The sequence below is a fragment of the Streptomyces sp. NPDC032198 genome, from assembly GCF_040636975.1.
In the GTDB taxonomy this organism is placed as follows: domain Bacteria; phylum Actinomycetota; class Actinomycetes; order Streptomycetales; family Streptomycetaceae; genus Streptomyces.
Genome location: NZ_JBEZVL010000004.1, coordinates 357,821 through 378,994 on the forward strand (window position 1 = coordinate 357,821; position 21,174 = coordinate 378,994).

At 70.6% G+C, this 21,174-nt stretch carries 19 protein-coding genes and 1 pseudogene; 11 read left to right on the forward strand and 9 right to left on the reverse strand.

The features are described from left to right. Positions 1-19 precede the first annotated feature (19 nt). Together AB0E78_RS12595 and AB0E78_RS12600 are read right to left on the reverse strand one after the other, a co-directional pair. Positions 20-1,045: a D-2-hydroxyacid dehydrogenase gene (locus AB0E78_RS12595; RefSeq protein ID WP_361831228.1), complete on the reverse strand. Its 1,026-nt coding sequence runs from the start codon at positions 1,043-1,045 to the stop codon at positions 20-22. A 106-nt stretch (positions 1,046-1,151) separates the two neighbouring features. Next, complete coding sequence (locus AB0E78_RS12600) at positions 1,152-1,673, reverse strand: hypothetical protein (protein WP_361831231.1); 522 nt, start codon at positions 1,671-1,673, stop codon at positions 1,152-1,154. 266 nt (positions 1,674-1,939) lie between these two features. Between AB0E78_RS12600 and AB0E78_RS12605 the strand changes: the two genes are divergently transcribed. Further along, on the forward strand, positions 1,940-2,878 hold the full coding sequence (locus AB0E78_RS12605) for a helix-turn-helix domain-containing protein (protein ID WP_361831233.1): 939 nt from the start codon (positions 1,940-1,942) through the stop codon (positions 2,876-2,878). A 50-nt stretch (positions 2,879-2,928) separates the two neighbouring features. Here AB0E78_RS12605 and AB0E78_RS12610 read toward each other — a convergent pair whose 3' ends face one another. Then, entirely contained in the window at positions 2,929-3,660 is a 732-nt protein-coding gene (locus tag AB0E78_RS12610) for a class I SAM-dependent methyltransferase (protein WP_361831236.1), read from the reverse strand. 102 nt (positions 3,661-3,762) lie between these two features. Between AB0E78_RS12610 and AB0E78_RS12615 the strand changes: the two genes are divergently transcribed. Both AB0E78_RS12615 and AB0E78_RS12620 read left to right on the forward strand, forming a co-directional pair. Next, positions 3,763-4,593 carry a slipin family protein gene (locus AB0E78_RS12615; protein WP_361831239.1) on the forward strand — a complete coding sequence of 277 codons (831 nt, stop codon included), beginning with the start codon at positions 3,763-3,765 and terminating at the stop codon, positions 4,591-4,593. 227 nt (positions 4,594-4,820) lie between these two features. Continuing rightward, the gene (locus tag AB0E78_RS12620) at positions 4,821-5,648 is read left to right on the forward strand and encodes a hypothetical protein (RefSeq protein WP_361831242.1); all 828 of its coding nucleotides are present in this window, start codon (positions 4,821-4,823) and stop codon (positions 5,646-5,648) included. Between the two features lie 98 nt (positions 5,649-5,746). Here the strand turns inward: AB0E78_RS12620 and AB0E78_RS12625 are convergent, their stop codons facing one another. Further along, complete coding sequence (locus tag AB0E78_RS12625) at positions 5,747-6,430, reverse strand: alpha/beta hydrolase (RefSeq protein WP_361831245.1); 684 nt, start codon at positions 6,428-6,430, stop codon at positions 5,747-5,749. Positions 6,431-6,556: 126 nt separating this feature from the next. Here AB0E78_RS12625 and AB0E78_RS12630 point away from each other — a divergent pair, with 126 nt between their 5' ends. From AB0E78_RS12630 to AB0E78_RS12650, 5 genes are all read left to right on the forward strand, one after another. Next, complete coding sequence (locus tag AB0E78_RS12630; protein WP_361831248.1) at positions 6,557-8,995, forward strand: polysaccharide lyase 8 family protein; 2,439 nt, start codon at positions 6,557-6,559, stop codon at positions 8,993-8,995. A gap of 443 nt (positions 8,996-9,438) precedes the next feature. Beyond that, positions 9,439-9,828, forward strand: coding sequence for a subtilase-type protease inhibitor (locus tag AB0E78_RS12635; RefSeq protein WP_361831756.1), 390 nt, complete (start codon positions 9,439-9,441; stop codon positions 9,826-9,828). Between the two features lie 145 nt (positions 9,829-9,973). Beyond that, a complete protein-coding gene (locus AB0E78_RS12640) occupies positions 9,974-10,900 on the forward strand; it encodes an aminoglycoside phosphotransferase family protein (protein ID WP_361831251.1) in 927 nt (308 codons plus the stop codon). A gap of 174 nt (positions 10,901-11,074) precedes the next feature. Then, positions 11,075-11,425, forward strand: a complete 351-nt coding sequence (locus tag AB0E78_RS12645; protein WP_361831254.1) for a YciI family protein — start codon at positions 11,075-11,077, stop codon at positions 11,423-11,425. Further along, positions 11,425-12,735, forward strand: a complete 1,311-nt coding sequence (locus AB0E78_RS12650) for a sigma-70 family RNA polymerase sigma factor (RefSeq protein ID WP_361831257.1) — start codon at positions 11,425-11,427, stop codon at positions 12,733-12,735. The genes AB0E78_RS12645 and AB0E78_RS12650 overlap by 1 nt, the downstream gene beginning before the upstream one ends. On the opposite strand, the pseudogene AB0E78_RS12655 reads toward AB0E78_RS12650, so the two are convergent. Next, positions 12,629-12,870, reverse strand: a pseudogene (locus AB0E78_RS12655) (hypothetical protein). The gene AB0E78_RS12650 and the pseudogene AB0E78_RS12655 sit on opposite strands and share 107 nt — an antisense overlap. A gap of 115 nt (positions 12,871-12,985) precedes the next feature. Here AB0E78_RS12655 and AB0E78_RS12660 point away from each other — a divergent pair. Further along, complete coding sequence (locus tag AB0E78_RS12660) at positions 12,986-13,531, forward strand: GNAT family N-acetyltransferase (RefSeq protein WP_361831260.1); 546 nt, start codon at positions 12,986-12,988, stop codon at positions 13,529-13,531. A gap of 15 nt (positions 13,532-13,546) precedes the next feature. Here the strand turns inward: AB0E78_RS12660 and AB0E78_RS12665 are convergent, their stop codons facing one another. The 3 genes from AB0E78_RS12665 to AB0E78_RS12675 form a co-directional block, all read right to left on the reverse strand. Then, positions 13,547-14,779 (reverse strand): epoxide hydrolase family protein, encoded by a 1,233-nt coding sequence (locus tag AB0E78_RS12665; RefSeq protein WP_361831263.1) that lies wholly within the window; start codon positions 14,777-14,779, stop codon positions 13,547-13,549. Positions 14,780-14,802: 23 nt separating this feature from the next. Then, entirely contained in the window at positions 14,803-15,678 is an 876-nt protein-coding gene (locus tag AB0E78_RS12670) for a TauD/TfdA family dioxygenase (protein ID WP_361831758.1), read from the reverse strand. Between the two features lie 244 nt (positions 15,679-15,922). Further along, on the reverse strand, positions 15,923-16,420 hold the full coding sequence (locus AB0E78_RS12675) for an amidohydrolase family protein (protein WP_361831266.1): 498 nt from the start codon (positions 16,418-16,420) through the stop codon (positions 15,923-15,925). 84 nt (positions 16,421-16,504) lie between these two features. Between AB0E78_RS12675 and lpdA the strand changes: the two genes are divergently transcribed. Further along, positions 16,505-17,908 (forward strand): dihydrolipoyl dehydrogenase, encoded by a 1,404-nt coding sequence (gene lpdA / locus AB0E78_RS12680; RefSeq protein ID WP_361831268.1) that lies wholly within the window; start codon positions 16,505-16,507, stop codon positions 17,906-17,908. A 142-nt stretch (positions 17,909-18,050) separates the two neighbouring features. Beyond that, positions 18,051-20,216 carry an MMPL family transporter gene (locus AB0E78_RS12685; RefSeq protein WP_361831270.1) on the forward strand — a complete coding sequence of 722 codons (2,166 nt, stop codon included), beginning with the start codon at positions 18,051-18,053 and terminating at the stop codon, positions 20,214-20,216. Between the two features lie 19 nt (positions 20,217-20,235). Here AB0E78_RS12685 and AB0E78_RS12690 read toward each other — a convergent pair whose 3' ends face one another. Next, on the reverse strand, positions 20,236-21,042 hold the full coding sequence (locus AB0E78_RS12690; protein ID WP_361831272.1) for an isocitrate lyase/phosphoenolpyruvate mutase family protein: 807 nt from the start codon (positions 21,040-21,042) through the stop codon (positions 20,236-20,238). Between the last annotated feature and the right edge of the window lie 132 nt (positions 21,043-21,174).

Here is a 21,174-nt window from a genome sequence, read left to right on the forward strand (position 1 = left end):
CACTCCTCGGACGGCGCGGCTAGTACCCCTGGGACCAGCGCACGACGTTGCGCAGCGGCTCGCCACCTGCGAGCCGCTGCCAGTTGTGCAGGAACAGGTCGACGATCCGCTGTGTCTCGTCGCCTGAGCCGCCCGCGGTGTGCTGGGTGAGGATCACGTTCGGACAGCTCCACAGCGGGTGTCCGGCGGGCAGCGGCTCCTCGCGGGTCACGTCGAGGACCGCGCCGCCGAGCCGGCCGGAGGCGAGGGCGGCGACGAGGGCGTCCTCGTCCGCCAGGGTGCCGCGTCCCGCGTTCACGAAGACCGCGCCGGGGCGCAGCCGGTCGATGCGCCGCCGGTCGAAGAGGTCCGCGGTCTCGTCCGTGCCCGGCAGCAGTCCCACGACGACGTCGAACTCGGGCAGCCTGGCGTCGAGTTCCTCGATGGTGCGGATGTCGGCGGCGCCCCGAGCGAAGTGCGCGACGGAGCAGCCGAACGGCGCGAGGAGTCCGGCGAGCCGCAGGGCGATGTTTCCCCTGCCCAGGATGAGGACGTTCGCGTCGCTCAGGAGCCGCAGGCCGGGCCGCACGTCGAGCTTCGACCAGGACTCCCCGGCGCGGAGTCCGGCCAGCACGTCGACTCCGCGATAGAGCGCGAGGATGCCCGCGAGGCAGGTCTCCGCGACCGGGTCGGCGAACAGACCGCCGAGGTTGGTGACGGTGAGCCGCTGCCCGAGGGCCGGCCAGTCGAGGCCCGTATAGCGGTCGATGCCGACGGACGCGAGCTGCAGCCAGCGCAGGTGCGGCGCCCTCTCCAGCCGGTCCGCCCTCGGGTTGCCGAGGGCGATGTGGGATGCGGCGAGGACGCGTGCGTCGGCCTCGGAGTCGGAGTCCGGTCCGGTGAACCAGACCGGGCCCGGTGCGGCGGCACGCAGTCGCTCCTGGTCGGCGTCGTCCAGCGCCAGCTCCACATACAGGGCGGCGTCCGGTGGCAGGGCTGCCGGTTCGGAGGCCTTCGCACCCTGTGGTGCATGCGGTGGCTGTGACGCATGTCGTGCACGGACCATTCCTGATACCCCCGTGGTACGGAAAGCGCTGGTGAACGCGCGTTCACCGAACTTAGGGCTTTCGCTCCGCGAGGGTCAACAGCGATCTGACCGCCCGTACGAGGGATCAGGCGCCGGTCGTGGAACCGGGCCGGACGATCATCAGGACGGTGACGGTGGCCCAGAGCAGATTGAACACCCCTGTATACATGGCGAGTTGAGAGCTGGTGCGCTCCCCCACGGCCACCACGCCCGTTCCCTCGGCCAGTTGACCGTGAGTGTCGCCGTCCGCCCTGCCTCCGTCTCCCCCGGTCACCGCGTCGAGCGCCGCCTCCTGCCGCGGCAGGACGAGGACGATGAGCACCACGGCCGCCGCCATCGTGAGGACGATCGAGGCGATCAGCCAAGCGCTGCCGAGCACGCCGAGGCTGCCCGCGGTCACGAATCCGGTGACGGGGACGGCGACGCCGACGAACGCGTACACCGAGCAGATGCGCTGGAGCAGGCGCAGCGAGGCGATGGCCGCCGCGTCCCGCGGGTCGGCCTGGGCTCGGCGCAGGGCCGCGGGGAACATGCTGGCGGCGACGGTGACCGGGCCGACGGCGAGGATCGCGGCCAGCACATGCAGCGTCAGGAAGAACTTGGTCACAGGGGCCCTCGGGATTCGGGATGCGAAGAACGGCGGAGTGTGGCGAAGACGGGCGGAGGCGGCGAAGTCGGCGGAGTCAGGCGGCTCCCGATCGGGACCCGGTCGCCGAGGTTAGCCAGGGCCCCCACCCACCGAACAGTGGCATTAGTGACAGGCTTCGCAGAGATACCGCCATCGAGCCCCGGGCCAGTACACGCGAAGATGTCGAGGTCACATTGCCCGCGCACGCGCTTGGCGGGATCGCGACTCTGCCGTACGTTGCCGCCATGCATACCGTGGCCGTCCTGGCGCTGGACACCGTCATCCCGTTCGACCTGTCCACGCCCATCGAGGTCTTCGGCCGCACCCGCCTGCCGGGCGGTCGGCCCGGCTACCGGGTCCGCGTCTGTGCTGCCGCGCCGCAGATCGACGCCGGGTTGTTCAGCCTGCGGGCTCCGTGGGGCCTGGAAGGGCTCGCGGACGCGGACACGATCATCGTGCCGGGCACCGCCGACGTGTCCCGGCCGGTCCCCGACGCGGTGCTCGACGCTCTGCGGGACGCGGCGGCCGACGGCACGCGGATCGCCTCCATCTGCGCGGGCACCTTCACGCTGGCCGCGACCGGCCTGCTGTCCGGGCTCCGTGCCACCACCCACTGGATGGCCGCGGCGGCGCTCGCCGAACGCCATCCCGACATCGACGTCGACCCGGACGTCCTCTACGTCGACAACGGGCAGATCCTGACGTCCGCCGGCGCCGCCGCCGGGCTCGACCTGTGTCTGCATCTGATCCGCCGGGACTACGGCTCCGCCGTCGCCGCGGATGCCGCCCGCCTCTCAGTGATGCCCCTGGAACGCGAGGGCGGTCAGGCCCAGTTCATCGTCTCCGAGGCTCCGCCCACACCGCAGGGCTCGGAGCTCGAACCGCTGCTGCGCTGGCTGGAGGAGAACGCCGCGCGCGAGCTCACCCTGGAGGACATCGCGGGCCGGGCGGGCATGAGCACCCGCACGCTGCTGCGCCGCTTCCGGGAGCAGACCGGCAGCACACCGCTGCAGTGGCTGCACCGCACCCGCGTCCGGCAGGCCCAGCACCTGCTCGAAACGACGGGGCACTCCGTGGAGCGCATCGCCGTCCAGGTCGGCTTCGGCTCACCCACCGCGTTCCGCGACCGTTTCAAGCGCGTCGCCGGAGTCAGCCCGCAGGCGTACCGCAGGGCCTTCCAGTGACCCCGTGACCTCAGCGGCCCGGTGCCCCGTGCCCACACCGCCCCGCGGCCTCAGACCTTCCGCGCCTCGACGAGGCACCAGCGGGGGCTGCCGTCGGCGCGGCGCCCGAACTCCTCCAGCGGGTGCAACCGCATCGTGAACCCGGCCCGGAGCAGGTCCTCGACGACACCCCGCAGCGGGAAAGTCCTGTAGTACATGACGAACGGCGGACGCCAGAGCAGATTCCGCACCCGCATCGCCACGTCGAAGCCGAGCAGCGCCCAGTGCAGCGGCGACGTCAGGCGCGGCGGCGCACCGATCGGGAAGGCGAAGACCCCGCCGGGCCGCAGCGCCCCGCAGATCTCCGCGAACAGCCGGGGCCGCTCGGCGGGCAGGAAGTGCCCGAACGCCCCGAAGCTCACCGCGAGGTCGAAGGCCCCGGCGAAGGGCAGGGCGCGCGCGTCGGCCCGCACCCACTCCACCGCGGGGCCGCCACCGCCCGGAGGGGCCACGGCGGCCTGCGCCTCGGCCAGCATCCCGGCGCTGAAGTCGACACCGGTGACCCGCTCCCGGCACAGCGGCAGCAGCGTCTCGACACCCGCGCCGGTGCCGCAGCAGACGTCGAGACCCGCGTCGAACGGCCCGAGACCGCCCAGCGCGTCCGCGACCGCGTCCAGGATCCGGTCCGGCGTACGGAAGGGGGTGTGGTCGAACTTCGGGGCCAGCAGGTCGTAGCCGTCCTCGACGGAGGAGAGCGCCTGCACGGCCAGTTCTCGGAGCGTGGGCCCCTGGGAGGTGAACACCGCACCCACCCTAGTCAGCGGCGGAGCGGCCCGGGCTCGACCCTGGACAAAGCTGGGCATATCTTGGTAATGAGACGGGCGACTCGAAAGAAGGGGGTCGTCATGCTCGAAGAGCTGCTCACAGCCGGAGCCGCGGTCGCGGCTGCCGGGCTCGTGTACGTGGCGTCGGCGGCCCGCGTGGTCAAGCAGTACGAGCGGGGCGTGGTGTTCCGCCTGGGCCGGCTGCGGGAGACCGTCCGCCCACCGGGCTTCACCATGATCGTTCCCGGTGTGGACCGGCTGAACAAGGTGAACATGCAGATCGTGACGATGCCGGTCCCGGCGCAGGACGGCATCACCCGGGACAACGTCACGGTGCGCGTCGACGCGGTCATCTACTTCAAGGTGGTCGACGCGGCGGACGCGGTGATCAAGGTGGAGGACTATCGCTTCGCGGTGTCGCAGATGGCGCAGACGTCTCTGCGGTCGATCATCGGCAAGAGCGATCTGGATGATCTGCTCTCCAACCGCGAGAAGCTCAACCAGGGCCTGGAGCTGATGATCGACTCCCCCGCCATGGGATGGGGCGTGCAGATCGACCGGGTCGAGATCAAGGACGTGTCGCTCCCGGAGACGATGAAGCGGTCGATGGCCCGCCAGGCCGAGGCGGACCGCGAGCGGCGGGCCCGCGTGATCAACGCGGACGCCGAGCTGCAGGCCTCCAAGAAACTGGCGCAGGCGGCACACGAGATGTCGGAGGAGCCCGCGGCGCTCCAACTGCGGCTGCTGCAGACCGTGGTGGCCGTCGCCGCCGAGAAGAACTCGACCCTCGTGCTGCCCTTCCCCGTGGAGCTTCTGCGCTTCCTGGAGAAGGCCCAGCAGACGCAGGCGTTGCCGCCCGCACCACCGGCCACGGCGGCGGGGCCGAAACCGGAACGACCGGCGGCGGCATAGACATGGTCCCAGCCGTTCGGGCCTGAACCAGCTTCGGAGGCGCCCTTGGCCGACAGCGGGTCATCGGGCTTCGACCAGCGTGCAAACACAAGAGGCCGGGGCGGTATCAAGGACTCCTGACCGGCGTGATGGCCGGTTACCGCCAGGAGGTCTATCGGGTTGAGCCATGGGTCAGGTAGACGTATCGCGGCCGTAGACCCGCCACTCAGCACGAGGAGGCATGCCTCATGACCGGTGCCCGAACCACCACCGCGGCAGGCAAGACCCGGTTCGACGAGATCTACAACCAGCCTGACCCCCGCACGTACTTCCGCACGCTGGCCCCTTTCGAGTACGAGATACCGCAGCAGGCCCAGGACGTCTTCCGGCGCACGCTCGGGCTGCGGTCCGCGGTGCGCGGCACCCACCTCCCCGTCACGGTCCTGGACCTCTGCTGCTCCTACGGGATCAACGCGGCGCTGCTCAACCACGACCTCACACTCGCGGACCTGTACGCGCACTACACGAGCGACGAGACCGCCGCCCTCACCCGGGGCGAGCTCGTCGAGGCCGACAAGGAGTTCTACGCGTCGCGGCGGCGGGCGGACGCGGTCCCGGTCATCGGCCTGGACACGGCGGAGAACGCGACACGCTACGCCCTGGAGGTGGGGTTGCTCGACGAGGCCTATGCCGAGAACCTCGAGCGTCACCCGCCCAGCGACGGGCTGCGCCGCGCCGTGGGGCGCGTCGGCCTGATCACGGTCACCGGCGGCATCGGCTACATCACCCACCGGACCTTCGACGCGCTCCTCGGCGCGACGGACCTTCCGGTGTGGGTGAGCGCGTTCGTCCTGCGGACGGTGCCTTTCCGGCAGATCCTGGCGACCCTGGACGCCCACGGTCTCGCCACCGAGACCGACCCCGAACGGACCTATCCGCAGCGGCTGTTCACCGATCCCGGCGAGCAGAGCAGCGCGGTGGACCTGGTGCTGAAGGCCGGTGACGATCCCACGGGCCTGGAGGCGGAGGGCCGCTACTACACGCGCCTCTACCAGTCGCGGCCCCGGCCCGCGTAACGCACGCCATGAAGGTGCGGGGCGCGGTCGTCCGCGCCCCGCACCTTCATGGCGCCACGCTCCAGGGCTCGCGCCTTCATGGCCCACGCCACGAGCGCTCAGCTGGTGAGGAACTCGGTGACCTGCTCCGCGAACTGCTGCGGGCTCCCCTCGTGTACCGAGTGCCCGACCGGGATCGTGATCAGCCGGGAGTCGGGGATCGCCGTCGCCATGTCGGGGATGCGATCCTGCGCCATGGTGCTGTCCGGGCCGCCCGCCACGATGAGGGTCGGCGCGACGATCTCGCCGAGCCGCTCGGCCCACTCGGGGTCGGGGTCGAAGATCTGGGCGCGGACCGCGGGGGACACGGGCCAGTCGAAGTCGATGGCCCCGTCGGGGCGCGGGGTCTCGACCCAGTCGCGCGGATAGGGCGGCGGCGTCTCCTCGAGGACGAGACGCTCGACGCGGTCCGGGTGCTCCTCGGCGAGCAGGTACGCCACGACGCCGCCCATGGAGTGCCCCACGACGCCGACGCGGTCGAGGCCGAGCTCGTCGAGGAAGCCGAGCACGTCGTCCCGCATCAGCTCGACCGAGTACTCGTCCGGCCAGTCGCTCTCCCCGTGCCCGCGCAGATCGAGCGCGTACACCCGCCACTCCTGGCCGAGCGTCTCCCCGACCTGCTCCCAGGTCTGCGAGGAACCGCCGAGCCCGTGCAGCAGCACGACGGGCGCCCCGTACGAGTCGCCCCAGGTCCGATAGGCCAGGCGTACGTCGCCCACATCCACCACTGCGTGATCGCTCATGCCCCTGACGCTACAGCGCCTTGCGCAACCCATTGAGCAGTGGCCCGGACCCATGCTAGAAAGCGCTTGCTCTTCCAGCGCCCCGCTCCTGTCACCTGCCTCCCCCACCTCACCATCGGAGACCCCATGCACTCTCCCTGGTCCCGTCGCGGCTTCCTCCTTGCCACCGGCGGCTCCGCGCTCGGCCTCACGGCCTCGGGACTGCTGACCTCCGAGGGGGCGGCAGCGGAGGCGGAGGCAGACGCGTACGAAGCACTGCGGGCCAGGTGGCGCACCCTGATACTCGGCGAGGGCTTCACCCCGACGGCCGAGCCCTTCAAGAGCCGCCTCACCGAACTCGGCGCCACGGCACGGGAGTTGCGCGACACGATGGCGCCCGCCACGGGGTCCTTGTGGCCGGACATCTCGTACGCGGATCCCGACCCGGACACCGACCAGGAGTCGTACGGTTATTCAGCGAACGTGGTAACCGGTTACAGCAGGCTCAACACCATGGCCCAGGCCTACCGCCAGGCGGGCACGGGCCTGACCGGCGACGCGGACCTCAAGGCGGACATCCTCACCGGCCTCGACCACCTCTACAGCGAGGTCTACAACGAGACCCAGGCACGCTTCGGCAACTGGTACAGCTGGCAGATAGGCGCCCCGCAGAACCTCCTCGACGTCTGCGTGCTGATGTACGACGAGCTGTCGGCGACCCAGGTGGCCGACTACTGCAAGGCCGTGGACCACTTCGTGCCCGACTCGGCGGTGGGCAGTTACACCGGGACGAGCACCGGCGCGAACCGCGTCGACCTGTGCCGCGTGCTCGCGCTGCGCGGGGTCGTCGGCGCCGATGCCGCGAAGATCGCGCTGGCCAGGGACGCCCTCTCCCCCGTCTTCCCGTACGTGACGGCCGGCGACGGCCTCTACACCGACGGCTCGTTCATCCAGCACACCACCGTGCCCTACACGGGGTCCTACGGATCGGTGATGCTGGGCGGTCTCGGCATGCTCTTCGCCCTGCTGCGCGGCTCCAGTTGGGAGGTCACGGACACCAAGAAGCAGATCATCTTCGATGCCGTCGAGAAGGCGTGGGCGCCGTTCATCTACAACGGCCTCGTCATGGACGGCGTCGCGGGCCGCGCCATCAGCCGTGGCCTCACCGCGTCCGACGCCAAGAAGATCCAGGCGGACGACCACCGGCGCGGTCACCCCATCATGGCGGCCGTGGTGCTCCTCGGTCAGGGCGCGAGCGCGGCCGAGAACGCGCGCTGGCGCGGCCTGGTCAAGGGCTGGATGCGGCGCGACTACTACAGCCCGCCACTGAGCGACCCCTCCCTCGGCCTGACAAGTCTGGCCCGTCTGAAGGGCGTCGAGGACGACGCGTCGGTGACCGCGATCGCCGAACCCACCGGCCACCGGCTCTTCCCCGGCATGGCCCGCGCCACGCACCGGCGCCCCGGCTGGGCGGCGTCGATCAGCATGGCCGATCCCCGCATCACGTACTACGAGACGGGCAACGGCGAGAACCTGCGCGGCTGGCACACCGGCTCCGGCATGCTCTATTGGTGGGGCGACAGCTACGCCAACGGGCAGTACAGCGACGCCTTCTGGCCCACCGTCGACCCGTACCGACTGCCCGGCATCACGGCGTCCCGCAAGGCGCTCGCGGACGCGGCGGGCGGCGACTGGGGCGCGTCCCTGCCGGACGTGAAGTGGGTGGGCGGCGCGAGTGACGGCCAACGCGCTGCCATCGGGCAGTACTTGAAGGGGCTGCAGAGCACGCTGCGTGCGAAGAAGTCGTGGTTCTGCCTGGACGACGCGATCGTCTGCCTGGGCGCGGGCATCGCCTGCACGGACGGCGCGGCGGTCGAGACGACCGTCGAGAACCGCAACCTGGGCCCGACGGGCACCACTCCCTTCCAGGTGGACGGCGCCACCAAGCCGACCACCAGCCCCTGGTCGGCGACCCTCACCGGCGCCAAGTGGGCGCACATCGGAGGCCACGGCGGCTATGTCTTCCCCGGCGGCGCGACGGTGAAGGCGCTGCGCGAGGAGCGCACGGGCAAGTGGAGTGACATCAACAAGGGCGGCGCGACGACCGCGATCAGCCGCAAGTACCTCACGATGTACGTCGACCACGGCACGGCCCCGACGAACGGGACGTACGCCTACGTCCTGATGCCGGGCGCGAGCGCGGCGCAGACGGCGGCGCGTTCGGCGGACACCGGATGGCTGCAGGTCCTGGCCAACTCCGACAACCAGCAAGGTGTTTCCGTGCCCGCCCTCGGCTTCACCGGGGTCACCTTCTGGTTCGGCGGCACGGTGGGGAAGCTGACCGCGAGCGCGCCCTGCTCCGTGCAGATCAGCGAGAAGGGCGACGGCACCGCAGTCGTCTGCGTCAGCGACCCGATGCGCGCGCAGACCTCGCTGACCCTCACCTGGAACCGTGCCGTCTCCGCGGTGACGGCCAAGCCCGCCACGGTCACGTCCGCGGTCACGGGCGCGTCCCTCAAGCTGACCTTCGGGGATCTCAGCGGGACCAGGGGGGCCACACAGCGGATCACGGTCAGGCTGGGCTGAGGCGCGCACAGGCCCGGACTTGGGTCCGGGCTCGGACTTGGGCCCGGACTCGGACTTAGGCCCGGACTCGGACCCAGACTCGGGCCCGCGGCCCTTAGCACCGATGCTTTCCGGTCGACCCGCGATTCCGGTAGAAAATCAAAACAACTGTTGTCGCAGGTCAAGCAGTTGTTCTTGCTTGCACCACCGCCTCCGGTCCATATGTTGGACACCCCTCACACCTCCATCGGCATCTCCGACGCCCGCCCTGAGCTGCCCGAACAGCCGTCCCGTGACCGCTCAGCGGACACATGCATCCGGAAATCGACCATGCATTTGATCCTCACTCTCCGCACCGGCAAGACTCCTGTCCGCAACCAGGAACACACCCGCATCAAAGGAGAGTTGACGTGCGTTTCTTCCTCAAGACGGTGGGCGCCACCGCAGTCGTGGCGGCCTGCGTGATGTCCGGAACCGCCGGCACGGCGCAGGCTCAGCCCAAGGCCGCAGGCGCCGGCCTCTACGCGCCCTCGTCGCTGGTCCTCGCCGTCGGACAGGGCGAAGAGGCGGACACCGCGACCATGGAACGCGCCGTGACCCTGACCTGTGCGCCCAAGGCCTCGGGCACCCACCCCTCCGCGTCCGCGGCCTGTGCCGAACTCCGCGCTGTCGGCGGGGAGTTCGCGCAGCTCGTCCGCACGTCACCCGGCGCGATCTGCACGAAGGAATGGCAGCCCGTCGTGGTCACCGTCGACGGTGTCTGGGAGGGCAAGCGGGTCGCATGGTCCACGACCTTCGGCAACAGCTGCGAGATGCGGGCGAACCTCGCGGGAGGCGCGGCCCTCACGTTCTGACCCCGACTGCCGTGCACGCGACGGTAATTGGGTGGACGCGGCCTCGGCCCTGACGGTGGGATGAGGCTTCGACATTCACGACAGCGCCTCGGACGACGCCCTGAGCGACGTCCGAGGCGCTGCCCATGGCCGGGGGGGTGCGCACATGACGACGGACGGACCGGACGACCGTGATCCGTCGATCGACACGGACTTGGTACGCCGGTTGATCGCGGCGCAGTTCCCCCGGTGGGCGGACCTGCCCGTCGCGCCCGTCCCGCGTTCCGGCATGGACAACGCGACCTACCGGCTCGGCGACGACATGTCCGTACGACTGCCGCGCTACCGGCGGTGGGTCGGGCAGGTGGAGGCGGAGCAGCGGTGGCTCTCGTGGCTGGCCCCGCAGCTGCCGCTCACCATCTCCGCACCGCTGGGCAAGGGCGAGCCGGGCGAGGGCTACCCCTTCCCCTGGTCCGTCTACCGGTGGCTGGAGGGTGAGACGGCGACCACAGATTCCCTGGCCGATCCGCTCGGGACGGCGGCAGACCTGGCCGGGTTCGCCACCGCTCTGCGGCGGATCGACCCCACGGGCGGTCCCGGCCCCCGGCTCAGCAACGCCTTCCGCGGCGAGCGAGTGGGCACCGAGTGCGACTCCTTGTTCGCCGACTCCCTCGTCCGCTCCAAGATCGCGAAGCTGAAGGTGGCGGGACTCGTCGACAGTGACGCGGTGACCGCCGTGTGGGACGCGGCCGTCGCGGCACCCGCCTGGGACGGCCCGCCGGTGTGGGTCCACGGCGACCTGGCGACCGGCAATCTGCTGGCCGTCGACGGCCGTCTGAGTGCCGTCATCGACTTCGGGACTCTGGCCGTGGGCGACCCCGCGGTCGACCTGCTGCCCGCGTGGCTGTTCCTGCCGGACGAGGCTCGTGGCGCGTTCCGTGAGGCGGTCGATGTCGACGACGCGACGTGGGCGCGGGGCCGCGGGCTCGCCCTCGCGGGGTCGCTGCCCGTCCCGGACGACCCGTTCTTCGATGATCCGGCGCGGGTGACGGCGGCGCTGCGGCACCTCGAAGCGGTCATCTCCGACGGCTAGTCCCACGGCTGGGGGGGGGACGGCCCGGTGAAAGAACCGGTCGGATCTTTTCTCTCCTCATGGCGAATCTCGTGTCGATCCGGCCGGTCGGCGTTCGTATAGAGGGTGAGAGACGGAGAGTGAGAGACCGGCACCGGGCCGGTCACGAGGACGATCCGCCGAGGAGAGGCAGTCATGAACCAGTACCTGATCAGCGTCTACCAGCCGGACGGGCCCGCGCCGGAGCCGGAGATCCTCGAACCGATCATGCGTGCCGTCGATGCGGTGAACGCCGAGCTCAGGGAGGCGGGCGCCTGGGTGTTCGCCGGAGGCCTCTTCCCGCCGAGCACGTCGACCGTCCTACGCCTCAAGGACAGCGAGGTGCTCACGACCGACGGGCCGTACGTCGAGGGCAAGGAGCATCTGGGCGGCTTCACCGTCATCCGGGCCGCCGATCTGGACGAGGCGCTCGCCTGGGGCGAGAAGGTGGCCCGTGCGATCACCCTGCCCGTCGAGGTCAGGCCGCTGCAGCACGGAGCCTGCTAGTGACATCAGGTTCCCCGGAGGCCACTCCTGAGGTGATCGAGCGGGTCTTCCGTGAGGAGTACGGGCGGGCGGTGGCCGTACTGGTCCGCGTCTTCGGCGACATCGACATCGCCGAGGAGGCGGTCCAGGAGGCCTTCACCACGGCGGCGCAGCGGTGGCCGTCCGCCGGTCTGCCGCCGAGCCCGGCGGGCTGGATCATCACCACCGCCCGCAACCGCGCGATCGACCGCCTCCGCAGGGAGGCGTCCCGCGAGGACCGGCACGCGCAGGCCGCCCTGCTGCACGTCCACGAGGCACCGGCCTGGGAGGGACCCGTGCGTGACGACCGACTGCGTCTGATCTTCACCTGCTGCCATCCGGCGCTCGCTCCCGCGGCGCGGGTGGCCCTCACGCTGCGTCTCCTGGGTGGTCTCACCACCCAGGCAATCGCCCGCGCCTTCCTGGTGCCGGAGCCGACGATGGCCCAGCGGATCGTGCGGGCCAAGGGAAAGATCCGCGACGCGCACATCCCGTACCGGGTCCCCAGCGATGCGGACCTGCCCGAACGGCTTCGGGCGGTCCTCGCCGTCGTCTATCTCGTCTTCAACGAGGGGCACACGGCCAGCGCGGGCGACACCCTCGTCCGCGACGACCTCTGCGCGGAGGCGATCCGTCTGGGACGGCTGTTGACCGAGCTGATGCCCGACGAGCCCGAGGCTCTTGGCCTGCTCGCGCTCATGCTGCTCTCCGAGTCGCGGCGGGCCGCACGGACCACCGAGGACGGCGGGCTCGTGCTCCTCGCCGACCAGGACCGCGGCGCGTGGGACCCCGCCCTGATCGCGGAGGGGCAGGAGCTGGTCCGCCGCTGCCTGCGCCGCGGCAGCCCGGGGCCGTACCAGATCCAGGCCGCGATCAACGCGGTCCACAGCGACGCGGCGACCGCGGCCGCGACGGACTGGGGCCAGATCCTCCAGCTGTACGACCAGCTCCTGGCCGTTGCGCCGAGCCCCGTGGCAGCGCTCAACCGCGCGGTGGCGGTCGCCGAAGTCAAGGGCCCCGCCGAGGCGTTGCCCCTCGTCGACGAACTGGCCCTCGACAGCTACCACGTCTTCCACGCCGTCCGCGCCGACCTGCTCCGCCGCCTGGGCCGCACCGAAGAAGCAACGCGGGCCTACGACGCCGCCCTGGCCCACACCGACAACGCGGCCGAGCGGGCCTTCCTGCTCAAGCGGCGCCCAGTTTCTCCAGGACTCGGGCACGCAGCAACTCGTACTCCTCGCGAAGGCGGCGAATGCGGGGAGGACGGAGAGGACGGGGAGGACGGGGAATGATGACGCCGCCGCTCACCACCTCCTCCGGCCTAGGTCCTGCAGGACCAACGCTGTGACGCCGCAATGGCCGCGGGCCGGGTTGTCCGGTGGCCACGGGCGGGAGGAGTCCGAGGGGTAGGTGTCAGGGCCCCACAGCCACCGCTGACAATCCTGCTGCACCTGTTCACCCGCACCCCTGCCTGCCCCATCCGCCCCTTCGGCTACGCTGCCTCGCGCGTAGGTGGCTCGGTGAAGTGAAGGGTGTCGTTCCATGCTTGAGGTCCGCGCCCAGGAGATCAGTACCGACCGTCTCGTCCTCGTGCCCCTTCAGGTGGAGCACTCCGACGAGATGGCTCGCGTGCTTGCCGACCCGGGGCTGCACACCTTTATCGGCGGTTCTCCCGATGATCCGCAGGCCCTGCGTGCCCGTTACCTGCGGATGACCGCCGGGTCCCCCGACCCTGCGGTCTCCTGGTGCAACTGGGTGCTGCGGCTGCGCGAAGAGGAGTGCCTCGTCGGGACTGTGCAGGCGACGGTCGCTCCGGACTCCCCCGGCGCCGGCGCCACCGGCAGCGGCGCCGTCGTCGCCGAGATCGCCTGGGTCGTCGGAACTCCCTGGCAAGGGCGCGGTATCGCCGTGGAGGCCGCCCGCGCTCTCGTCGCATGGCTGGCGGGGCAGCCCGCCGTGCGCGGTGTCATCGCCCATGCCCATCCGGACCACCTGGCCTCGGCCGCCGTCGCCACCGCAGCAGGGCTGGCCCCCACGGACGAGTGGCAGGACGGCGAGGTCAAGTGGCAGCGCACGCTCCGGCGTTGAGCTGAGCGGCAGCCCTCAGCGGCGGCCGCGGAACGTGCGGCGCAGGTCGTCCACCCAGCCGTCGGGGATCTCCCACGGGATGAAGTGACCGCCGCTCTCGTGCGCGGTGAGGTTCACGTGGTGGTACCACTCGGCCCGGTCGCCGGCGAGCCAGCTCTGGACCCGCTGCTCGGTGGTGGTGACACCGGGCGGGTTCTCGTGGGCGACGAACGTGAGGCCGGTGGGCGCCTCGATGACGGGCCGGCGGTCGTGGGACGGCGTCCAGGGGTAGCGGTTGGCGTTGGCGTAATAGCGGATCGACGTGCCAATGGTGTTGTTCACCCAGAAGATCATGGCGTGGGTGAGGAGATCATCTTTGGAGAAGACGCTCTCCACGTCACCCTTGCTGTCGCTCCACTTGTCCCAGCGCTCCAGGATCCAGGCGAGCATGCCGACCGGTGAGTCACTGAGCCCGTAGGCGAGGGTGCTCGGCCCGAGGACGTGCACGGCCAGGTGGGCGGCGAAGCGCCGTTCCAGGGAGAGGAGTTGGCGGTGCGCGGGCTCGGGCAGGCCTTCGGGGATGGGCTGTCCGCCACTGAGGTCCCAGCCCCGGTCGCCATTGAACATGGTGAGCTTCTGGCCCGAGCCGATGTGGATGGCGTGCAGCGAGTCGGCGTACTTGTGGCCGAGCTGACCGGTGACGAGGGCGCCGATGTCACATCCCGCGGCGGCGTACTTCTCGTGGCCGAGCGTGTCGGTCATCAAGGTGTGCCAGAGGTCGGCGACCTTCCAGAAGTTCATGTCGGGGTGGTCCGCCAGGGGCGCGGAGAAACCGAAGCCCGGCAGGGAGGGGACGATGACGTCGAACGCGTCGGCCGGGTCGCCGCCGAACGCGGCGGGGTCGGCGAGCTGGTCGACGACCCTGGACCAGTGCCAGAAGGTCCAGGGCCAGCCGTGCGTGAGGATGAGCGGGGTGGGGGCGGGGCCGACGCCGGGCCTGCGCATGAAATGCACCGGCACGCCGTCGACCGTGACCCTGTACTGCTCATAGGAGTTGATCGCCGCTTCGGCCTTGCGCCAGTCGTAGTCGTGCAGCCAGTACTCGGCCAGCTCCTGGAGGTAGCCGCGGCGGACGCCGTAGTACCCGTCGTCGTTGCCCACGTCGTCGGGCCACCTCGTCAGCCGCAGCCGCGCCCCGAGGTCGTCGAGCACCGCGTCGGGGACGTGGATCGGCTCGGGCGTCAACGGGAAGCGCGCTGCGGCTGACATGGGGTTCCTTCCGAGGAGGAGGATCAGTAGGGGCGGTCGCCCGCTATCGCGACGCGTTCGGCCACGCGACGGTGCGGGGCGTAGTCGTCGACGGCGTAGTGCTGGGTGGAGCGGTTGTCCCAGAAGGCGACGTCACCGGCCTGCCAGTGGAACCGCACCTGGTACTCCGGGACCTGCGCCTGCCGCACCAGATAGCTCAGCAGCCGGTCGCTCTCGGCCCGCTCCATGCCCACGATGTGCGTGGTGAACGACGTGTTCACGAAGAGCAGCCGCCGCCCGGTCTCCGGGTGCCTGCGCACCACGGGGTGCGTGACCGGCGGGAACTGCTCCTGGAGCGGGATCAGCTTCTCGGGCCCGTAGAAGCGGACGAAGCCGGGGATGAAGTCGTGGACCGCGTGGGCGTCCTCGATGCGGGCCTTCACCTCGTCGGGGAGGTTGTCGTACGCCGCCGCCATGTCCGCCCACATCGTGTCGCCGCCCACCGGCGGGACCTCGCGCAGCTGCAGAACGGCGCCGAGCGCGGGACGCTCGCGGAAGGTGACGTCGGCGTGCCAGACGTTCTCGTACGTGGGTGTTGCGCTGCCGCCCTTGTCGAACCGGACGACGTCCTCGGCAGAGCCGCGCGCGAGCAGCGGGTTGGTCTCCAGCTCGCCCCAGTTCAGGGCGAAGGCGCGCTGCTGCTCGGACGTGATCCCGGCGCCCCGGAAGAAGAGCACCTTCCACTCCAGAAGGGCACGGTTGAGTTCCTCGCGCAGCGCGGGCGTGAGCGGCTCGGCGAGGTCGACGCCGCGGATCTCGGCGCCGATGAGCCGCCCCTGGGGGACGACGTCGATCAGTTCGTACGGGCGCTCTTCCCAGCCCTCGGGGACGCGGTTCAGGGTGCGGCGGCCCTCGTACATGCCGTCGGCGGGGACGCGGGCGTCACGGAGCGTCGCGGGAGCGCCCGCAGTGCCGGAAGGGGCTGGAGAGACGGCAGGGGAAACCACGGTCATGGTGATCCTTCAGTTGTGAGTGAACGGGTGGCGGCACGGAGAGGGAACTCCGGCCGACTGGAGAGGGACTCCGGCAGCTAGCGACCCGATCGCTCGCACCCACGACGCCACGGGACCCCGAAGGTCCTCACGTCGGCGGTCAGGTGCTGGATCATGCACACCATTGTGTATGGCCATGCCGTGCGGAGCAAACCCCCGTACTCGTAGATCCTCTCGTTGCCCGGTACACCAGGACACGGCCCGCGACGACCGTGGTCCATGCCTCTGCCGGCGCCACCTCGTGGAGGTCCCAGGCGACGAGGTCCGCACAGGCGCCGGGGCGCAGGTATCCCAACTCGTCGGCGTGGCCAAGGTGTTGGGAGGACCCCTGGGTCGTCATGTCGAGGGCGTCCCATGCGGTCATGGCGGTGGGAGGTGGGTGTGCAGCCGTACGTCGTGGCGCTGAGGCGTCCTTCACAAGGAGATCAGGAAGAGCGGCTCCTTCGTCCGGGTTGTGCGTGACATGCGGCGCACGCGGATCGTGGGGCACAGTGAACCTCCGGCAGAGGGCAGCTACTTGACCGACCGGCCACGTGGCCCTCTCGCGCGCCGCGCCACCGGGGGCACCCGCCCGCCACCGGGGCGGCCACATGACGCATGATCGTGGCATCGGGCCGTCCGCACCAGCGGTCGCGTCCCACCAGCGGCACCATCACTCGTACGTGAGTCACGTTCCATCAGAGAGGACCTCCCCATGGAAGACCGCTTCGACGTCGTCGTGCTCGGAGCAGGACCCGGCGGCTATGTGGCCGCCATCCGCGCCGCCCAGCTGGGCAAGCGGGTAGCGGTCGTCGAGGAGAAGTACTGGGGAGGTGTCTGCCTCAACGTCGGCTGTATCCCGACCAAGGCCCTGCTGCGCAACGCCGAGCTGGCGCATCTGTTCACGCACGAGCAGAAGACGTACGGCATCAAGGTCGACGGGAACGTCTCCTTCGACTACGGCGAGGCGTTCAACCGCAGCCGTACGGTCGCGGACGGCCGCGTCAAGGGCGTCCACTTCCTGATGAAGAAGAACAAGATCACCGAGTTCGACGGCCGGGGCACGTTCCTCGACGCGAACACGCTCCAGGTCGCCAAGTCGGACGGCTCCACGGACACGATCACGTTCGAGAACTGCATCATCGCCACCGGCGCGACGCCGAAGCTGCTGCCGGGCACGGCGCGGTCCGAGCGCGTGGTGACGTACGAGGAGCAGATCCTCGCCGACAGCGTGCCGGAGTCGATCGTGATCGCGGGCGCCGGTGCCATCGGCATCGAGTTCGCCTACGTCCTGCACAACTACGGCGTGAAGGTCACGATCGTCGAGTTCCTCGACCGCATCGCGCCCCTTGAGGACGCGGACGTCTCGACGGAGCTGGCCAAGCAGTACCGCAAGCTCGGCATCGACGTGAAGACCTCGACCCGCGTCGAGTCGATCGACGAGTCCAGCCCCAAGGTGAAGGTCACCGTGACGGGCAAGGACGGCAAGCAGGAGATCCTGGAGGCGGACAAGGTCCTGCAGGCCATCGGCTTCGCGCCGAACGTCACCGGCTTCGGCCTGGAGGCGACGGGCGTGGCGCTGACCGAGCGCGGCGCCATCGACATCGACGGGCGCGGGCGGACGAACGTGCCGCACATCTACGCCATCGGTGACGTCACCGCGAAGCTGATGCTGGCGCACACCGCCGAGTCCATGGGCATCGTGGCCGCCGAGACGCTCTCCGGCGCCGAGACGATGGAACTCGACTACCCGATGATCCCGCGGGCCACCTACTCCCAGCCGCAGATCGCCAGCTTCGGCTGGACCGAGGCGCAGGCCAAGGAGAAGGGCTTCGACGTCAAGGTCGCCAAGTTCCCGTTCATGGCGAACGGCAAGGCGCACGGCCTCGGCGACACCGTCGGCTTCGTCAAGATCATCAGTGACGCACGGTACGGCGAGATCATCGGCGCCCACCTGATCGGCCCGGACGTCACCGAGCTGCTGCCCGAGCTGACCCTGGCCCAGCAGTGGGACCTGACCGTGCACGAGGTCGCGCGCAACGTGCACGCGCACCCGACGCTCGGCGAGGCGGTCAAGGAAGCGGTGCACGGCCTGGCCGGGCACATGATCAACTTCTGACGGCAGCCTGCCTTCCCCAGGGAGTCCCCGGGCACGCCCCGCCCTTGCGCCGAACGGCCCAAGTGGCGGGGCCGCCCGCTCCGGAAGATCCTGGGTCAGAATGCTCTGTTCCGCCTCGGGGGCGAGGGAGAGGCAGCAGCCGATGTTCTCTGGCCTGGGCCGATTCGTGGTCCGTCGCCCGTGGTGGATCATCCTGGCGTGGGTCGTGGCCGCCGGTGCCGTGATCTCCCTGGCGCCGAAACTCACCTCCAGCAGCGACGAGGCAAGCTTCCTCCCGGACCATTACGAGTCCATCCGCGCGGCGGACGTGCAGGAATCGGAGTTCCCCGAACAGCAGAACGTCGGCGCGATCATCGTCTTCCAGCGCTCCGACGGAGGGAAGCTGACGGCCGCCGACTCCGCGGACATCACCCGTATCTCCAAGGATCTGCAGGCCAAGAAGATCCCCGAGGTGCAGGCGGTCGTGCCCGGCGCGGTCTCGCCCAACAAACTCGTGCGGACGTCGGTCGTCGCGATGCCGAAGATCACCAACCCCGAGGACACCGCACAGCAGGACGCGGTCAAGGATCTGCGCTCCGACCTCAAACCCGAGCTCAAGGGCACGGACCTCTCCGCCGGGATCACCGGCTCCGCCGCCCAGGCGCTGGACGAGAGCGACGCGTCGGAGCGGGCCGGGCTCCTTGTCGGCGTCGGCACCATCGTGATCATCGTGGTGCTGCTCCTGGTGATCTTCCGGAGCCCGATCATCGCGCTGCTGCCCGTGGTCCTGATCGGCCTCATCTCGCCGATGGCGACCGGCCTGATCGCCTCCGCGAACAAGGCCTTCGACATGAAGGCCGACTCCTCCATCCAGGAACTCCTGACCGTCGTCCTGTTCGGCGTCGGCACGGACTACATCCTGTTCCTGCTCTTCCGCTACCGAGAGGCCCTGCGGGCGGGCGAGGATCCCAAGAGCGGCATGGTGCATGCCGTCGAGCGGGTCGGCGAGGCGATCACCTCGGCGGCCGGCGCCGTCATCGTCGCGTTCGCCGCCCTGACGCTCTCCTCGCTCGGCATGCTGCGCTCCATGGGCCCCGCCCTTGCCATCGCGGTCTTCGTGACACTGCTCGCCGGGCTCACGCTGGTCCCCGCGGTCGTCTCGCTGCTCGGCACGAAGGTGTTCTGGCCCTCGAAGTCGTGGCAGCGGGAGCCGCAGGGCACCGGATTCGCCCGGCTCGGCGCGTCCATCGCCCGCAAGCCCGCGGTCTGGGCCCTGGTGTCGGCGCTGTTCATGGGCGCGCTCACGCTGGGCGCCCTCGGATACAAGGCCAACTTCGACCTCGCGGGCTCCTCGCTGCCCAAGGACAAGGAGTCGATGGTCGCCCTGGACAACCTCCAGAAGGGCTTCCCCGCGGGCACCACCGACCCGACCTCCGTCTACCTCACCTCGACGGACGACGGACCGATCCCGGCGGCGCGCGCGGCCGCCTTCCGCGGCCGGCTGGAAGGCGTCGAGGGCGTCGGCGAGGTCTCCGCGCCCCGCCTGAGCCCGGACCGTACGACGGCTTCGTACTCCGTGGTCCTCTCGGATCCGCCCGCATCCGACAAGGCCCTCGCCACGGTCAAGGACCGGCTGCGCCCACTCGCCCACGAGGACGCGCCGACCGGGACCGAGGCGCTGGTGGGCGGCACCACGGCGGTGTACGTCGACATCAACAAGGCCGTGGACCGCGACTATTCGGTGGTCTTCCCGGTGGCCGCGCTCGCCATCATGGTCATCCTCGGCCTGCTCCTGCGGAGCCTGGTGGCGCCCTGGTACCTGATGCTGTCGGTCGCGCTCGGCTTCGGCGCGACCCTGGGCGCTACCTCGCTGCTGTTCCAGCAGATCGGCAGCCAGCCCGGGTTGATGTTCATGCTGCCCGTGATCATGTACTTGTTCGTGGTCGCCCTCGGCACGGACTACAACATCCTGATGGTGTCGCGGCTGCGCGAGGAGGCCCGCGAGGGCCGTACCCCGCACGACGCGGCGGGCACGGCGGTCCGGCACTCCGGCCCGACGATCGGCTCGGCGGGCGTGATCCTCGCGGGCACGTTCGCGACACTGATGCTCGCGGGCAACTCGACGCTCTCCCAGATGGGCTTCTCCCTGTCCTTCGGCATCCTCATCGCCGCCTTCGTCATGGCGATGATCTTCACGCCCGCGCTGACGGCCCTCATCGGGCATGCGGCGTGGTGGCCGGGGCACGGCGACCAGAAGCGCGCCGGAGACGGCGGGGGCGAACGGCCGGACGGAAGCGAAGAGTTGGACGCGGACGGGGTGCGCCGTTAGCGCGTACGCGCCCGCCCGGCTATTCCGCCTCTCCGTAGGCCGCCGAGAGCGCCTGGGCGTCCGCGTACGACGGCAGGTCCTTCGGCACGGCGCCGCCCGCGGCGATCGAGCGCGCCGCCTCGACGGCTCCGTGCAGCGCGGCACGGAAGAGCAGCGAGCCGCTGCTCACGCGGCGCACACCGAGCTCCGCGAGGCGCGGGTAGGTAAGGCCACCGGGCGCGTAGAGGATGTTCAGCGGGATGCCGAGCGCCCCTTCGACCAGCCCCGCGATGACCTTCTCGTCCTGAAGGCCGGGCACGAACAGGCCGTCGGCGCCCGCCAGTCGATAGTCCGCAGCCCGGCGCTCGGTCTCGCCCGCTCCCCCGGCGCGCAGCCAGTACGTGTCCGTGCGCGCGTTGACGAACAGATCGGGGGCCGTCTCCTTGACGGCGCGGATCAGCTCGCACTGCAGAGCCGTGTCCGTCAGCGTCCCGTCCGGGCGGCCGTCCTCGATGTTCACGCCCACGACCCCCGCCCCGGCGAGCTCCGCCGCGAGCGCCGCCACCTCACCCGGCCGGTCGCTGAAGCCGCCCTCGATGTCCACGGTGACCAGCGCGGGCAGCCGGGCCAGGCCGTGCGCGAGGCGCAGGGTCTCCTCCCGGGTGTCGCCCGTGGCGTCCGCCTTGCCGGCGGCTGCGGCCACACCCAGGCTGGTGGTGCCGATCGCCGGGAAGCCGCCGTGGACGAGCGCGGCGGCGGAGGCGTGGTCCCAGGCGTTGGGCAGCAGGAGGGGCTCGCCGGTGCGGTGCAGGGCGCGGAACTGCTCGGCTCGCTGTGCGTATGTCATGGTCGGACCGTAGCCGCGCATCGGTTCGGGGACCACCAAAACGTCCTGGTGGGAGCGGTCCGTGCGGCTCGCTTCGGCAGGGCACGGAAATTGTTCCGGCGTAGTGTCGAGAACGGGTCGTCCGCTCCGACG

What these genes read in the sequence shown, in the direction of transcription:
- AB0E78_RS12640 (WP_361831251.1), top strand. Translation starts at nt 9,974, where the DNA reads ATGACGACGGACGGACCGGACGACCGTGATCCGTCGATCGACACGGAC.
- AB0E78_RS12665 (WP_361831263.1), bottom strand. Translation starts at nt 14,779, where the DNA reads ATGTCAGCCGCAGCGCGCTTCCCGTTGACGCCCGAGCCGATCCACGTC.
- AB0E78_RS12690 (WP_361831272.1), bottom strand. Translation starts at nt 21,042, where the DNA reads ATGACATACGCACAGCGAGCCGAGCAGTTCCGCGCCCTGCACCGCACC.
- AB0E78_RS12660 (WP_361831260.1), top strand. Translation starts at nt 12,986, where the DNA reads ATGCTTGAGGTCCGCGCCCAGGAGATCAGTACCGACCGTCTCGTCCTC.
- AB0E78_RS12685 (WP_361831270.1), top strand. Translation starts at nt 18,051, where the DNA reads ATGTTCTCTGGCCTGGGCCGATTCGTGGTCCGTCGCCCGTGGTGGATC.
- AB0E78_RS12620 (WP_361831242.1), top strand. Translation starts at nt 4,821, where the DNA reads ATGACCGGTGCCCGAACCACCACCGCGGCAGGCAAGACCCGGTTCGAC.
- AB0E78_RS12615 (WP_361831239.1), top strand. Translation starts at nt 3,763, where the DNA reads ATGCTCGAAGAGCTGCTCACAGCCGGAGCCGCGGTCGCGGCTGCCGGG.
- AB0E78_RS12605 (WP_361831233.1), top strand. Translation starts at nt 1,940, where the DNA reads ATGCATACCGTGGCCGTCCTGGCGCTGGACACCGTCATCCCGTTCGAC.
- AB0E78_RS12670 (WP_361831758.1), bottom strand. Translation starts at nt 15,678, where the DNA reads ATGTACGAGGGCCGCCGCACCCTGAACCGCGTCCCCGAGGGCTGGGAA.
- AB0E78_RS12675 (WP_361831266.1), bottom strand. Translation starts at nt 16,420, where the DNA reads ATGCCACGATCATGCGTCATGTGGCCGCCCCGGTGGCGGGCGGGTGCC.
- AB0E78_RS12645 (WP_361831254.1), top strand. Translation starts at nt 11,075, where the DNA reads ATGAACCAGTACCTGATCAGCGTCTACCAGCCGGACGGGCCCGCGCCG.
- lpdA (WP_361831268.1), top strand. Translation starts at nt 16,505, where the DNA reads ATGGAAGACCGCTTCGACGTCGTCGTGCTCGGAGCAGGACCCGGCGGC.
- AB0E78_RS12595 (WP_361831228.1), bottom strand. Translation starts at nt 1,045, where the DNA reads ATGGTCCGTGCACGACATGCGTCACAGCCACCGCATGCACCACAGGGT.
- AB0E78_RS12630 (WP_361831248.1), top strand. Translation starts at nt 6,557, where the DNA reads ATGCACTCTCCCTGGTCCCGTCGCGGCTTCCTCCTTGCCACCGGCGGC.
- AB0E78_RS12635 (WP_361831756.1), top strand. Translation starts at nt 9,439, where the DNA reads ATGTCCGGAACCGCCGGCACGGCGCAGGCTCAGCCCAAGGCCGCAGGC.
- AB0E78_RS12625 (WP_361831245.1), bottom strand. Translation starts at nt 6,430, where the DNA reads ATGAGCGATCACGCAGTGGTGGATGTGGGCGACGTACGCCTGGCCTAT.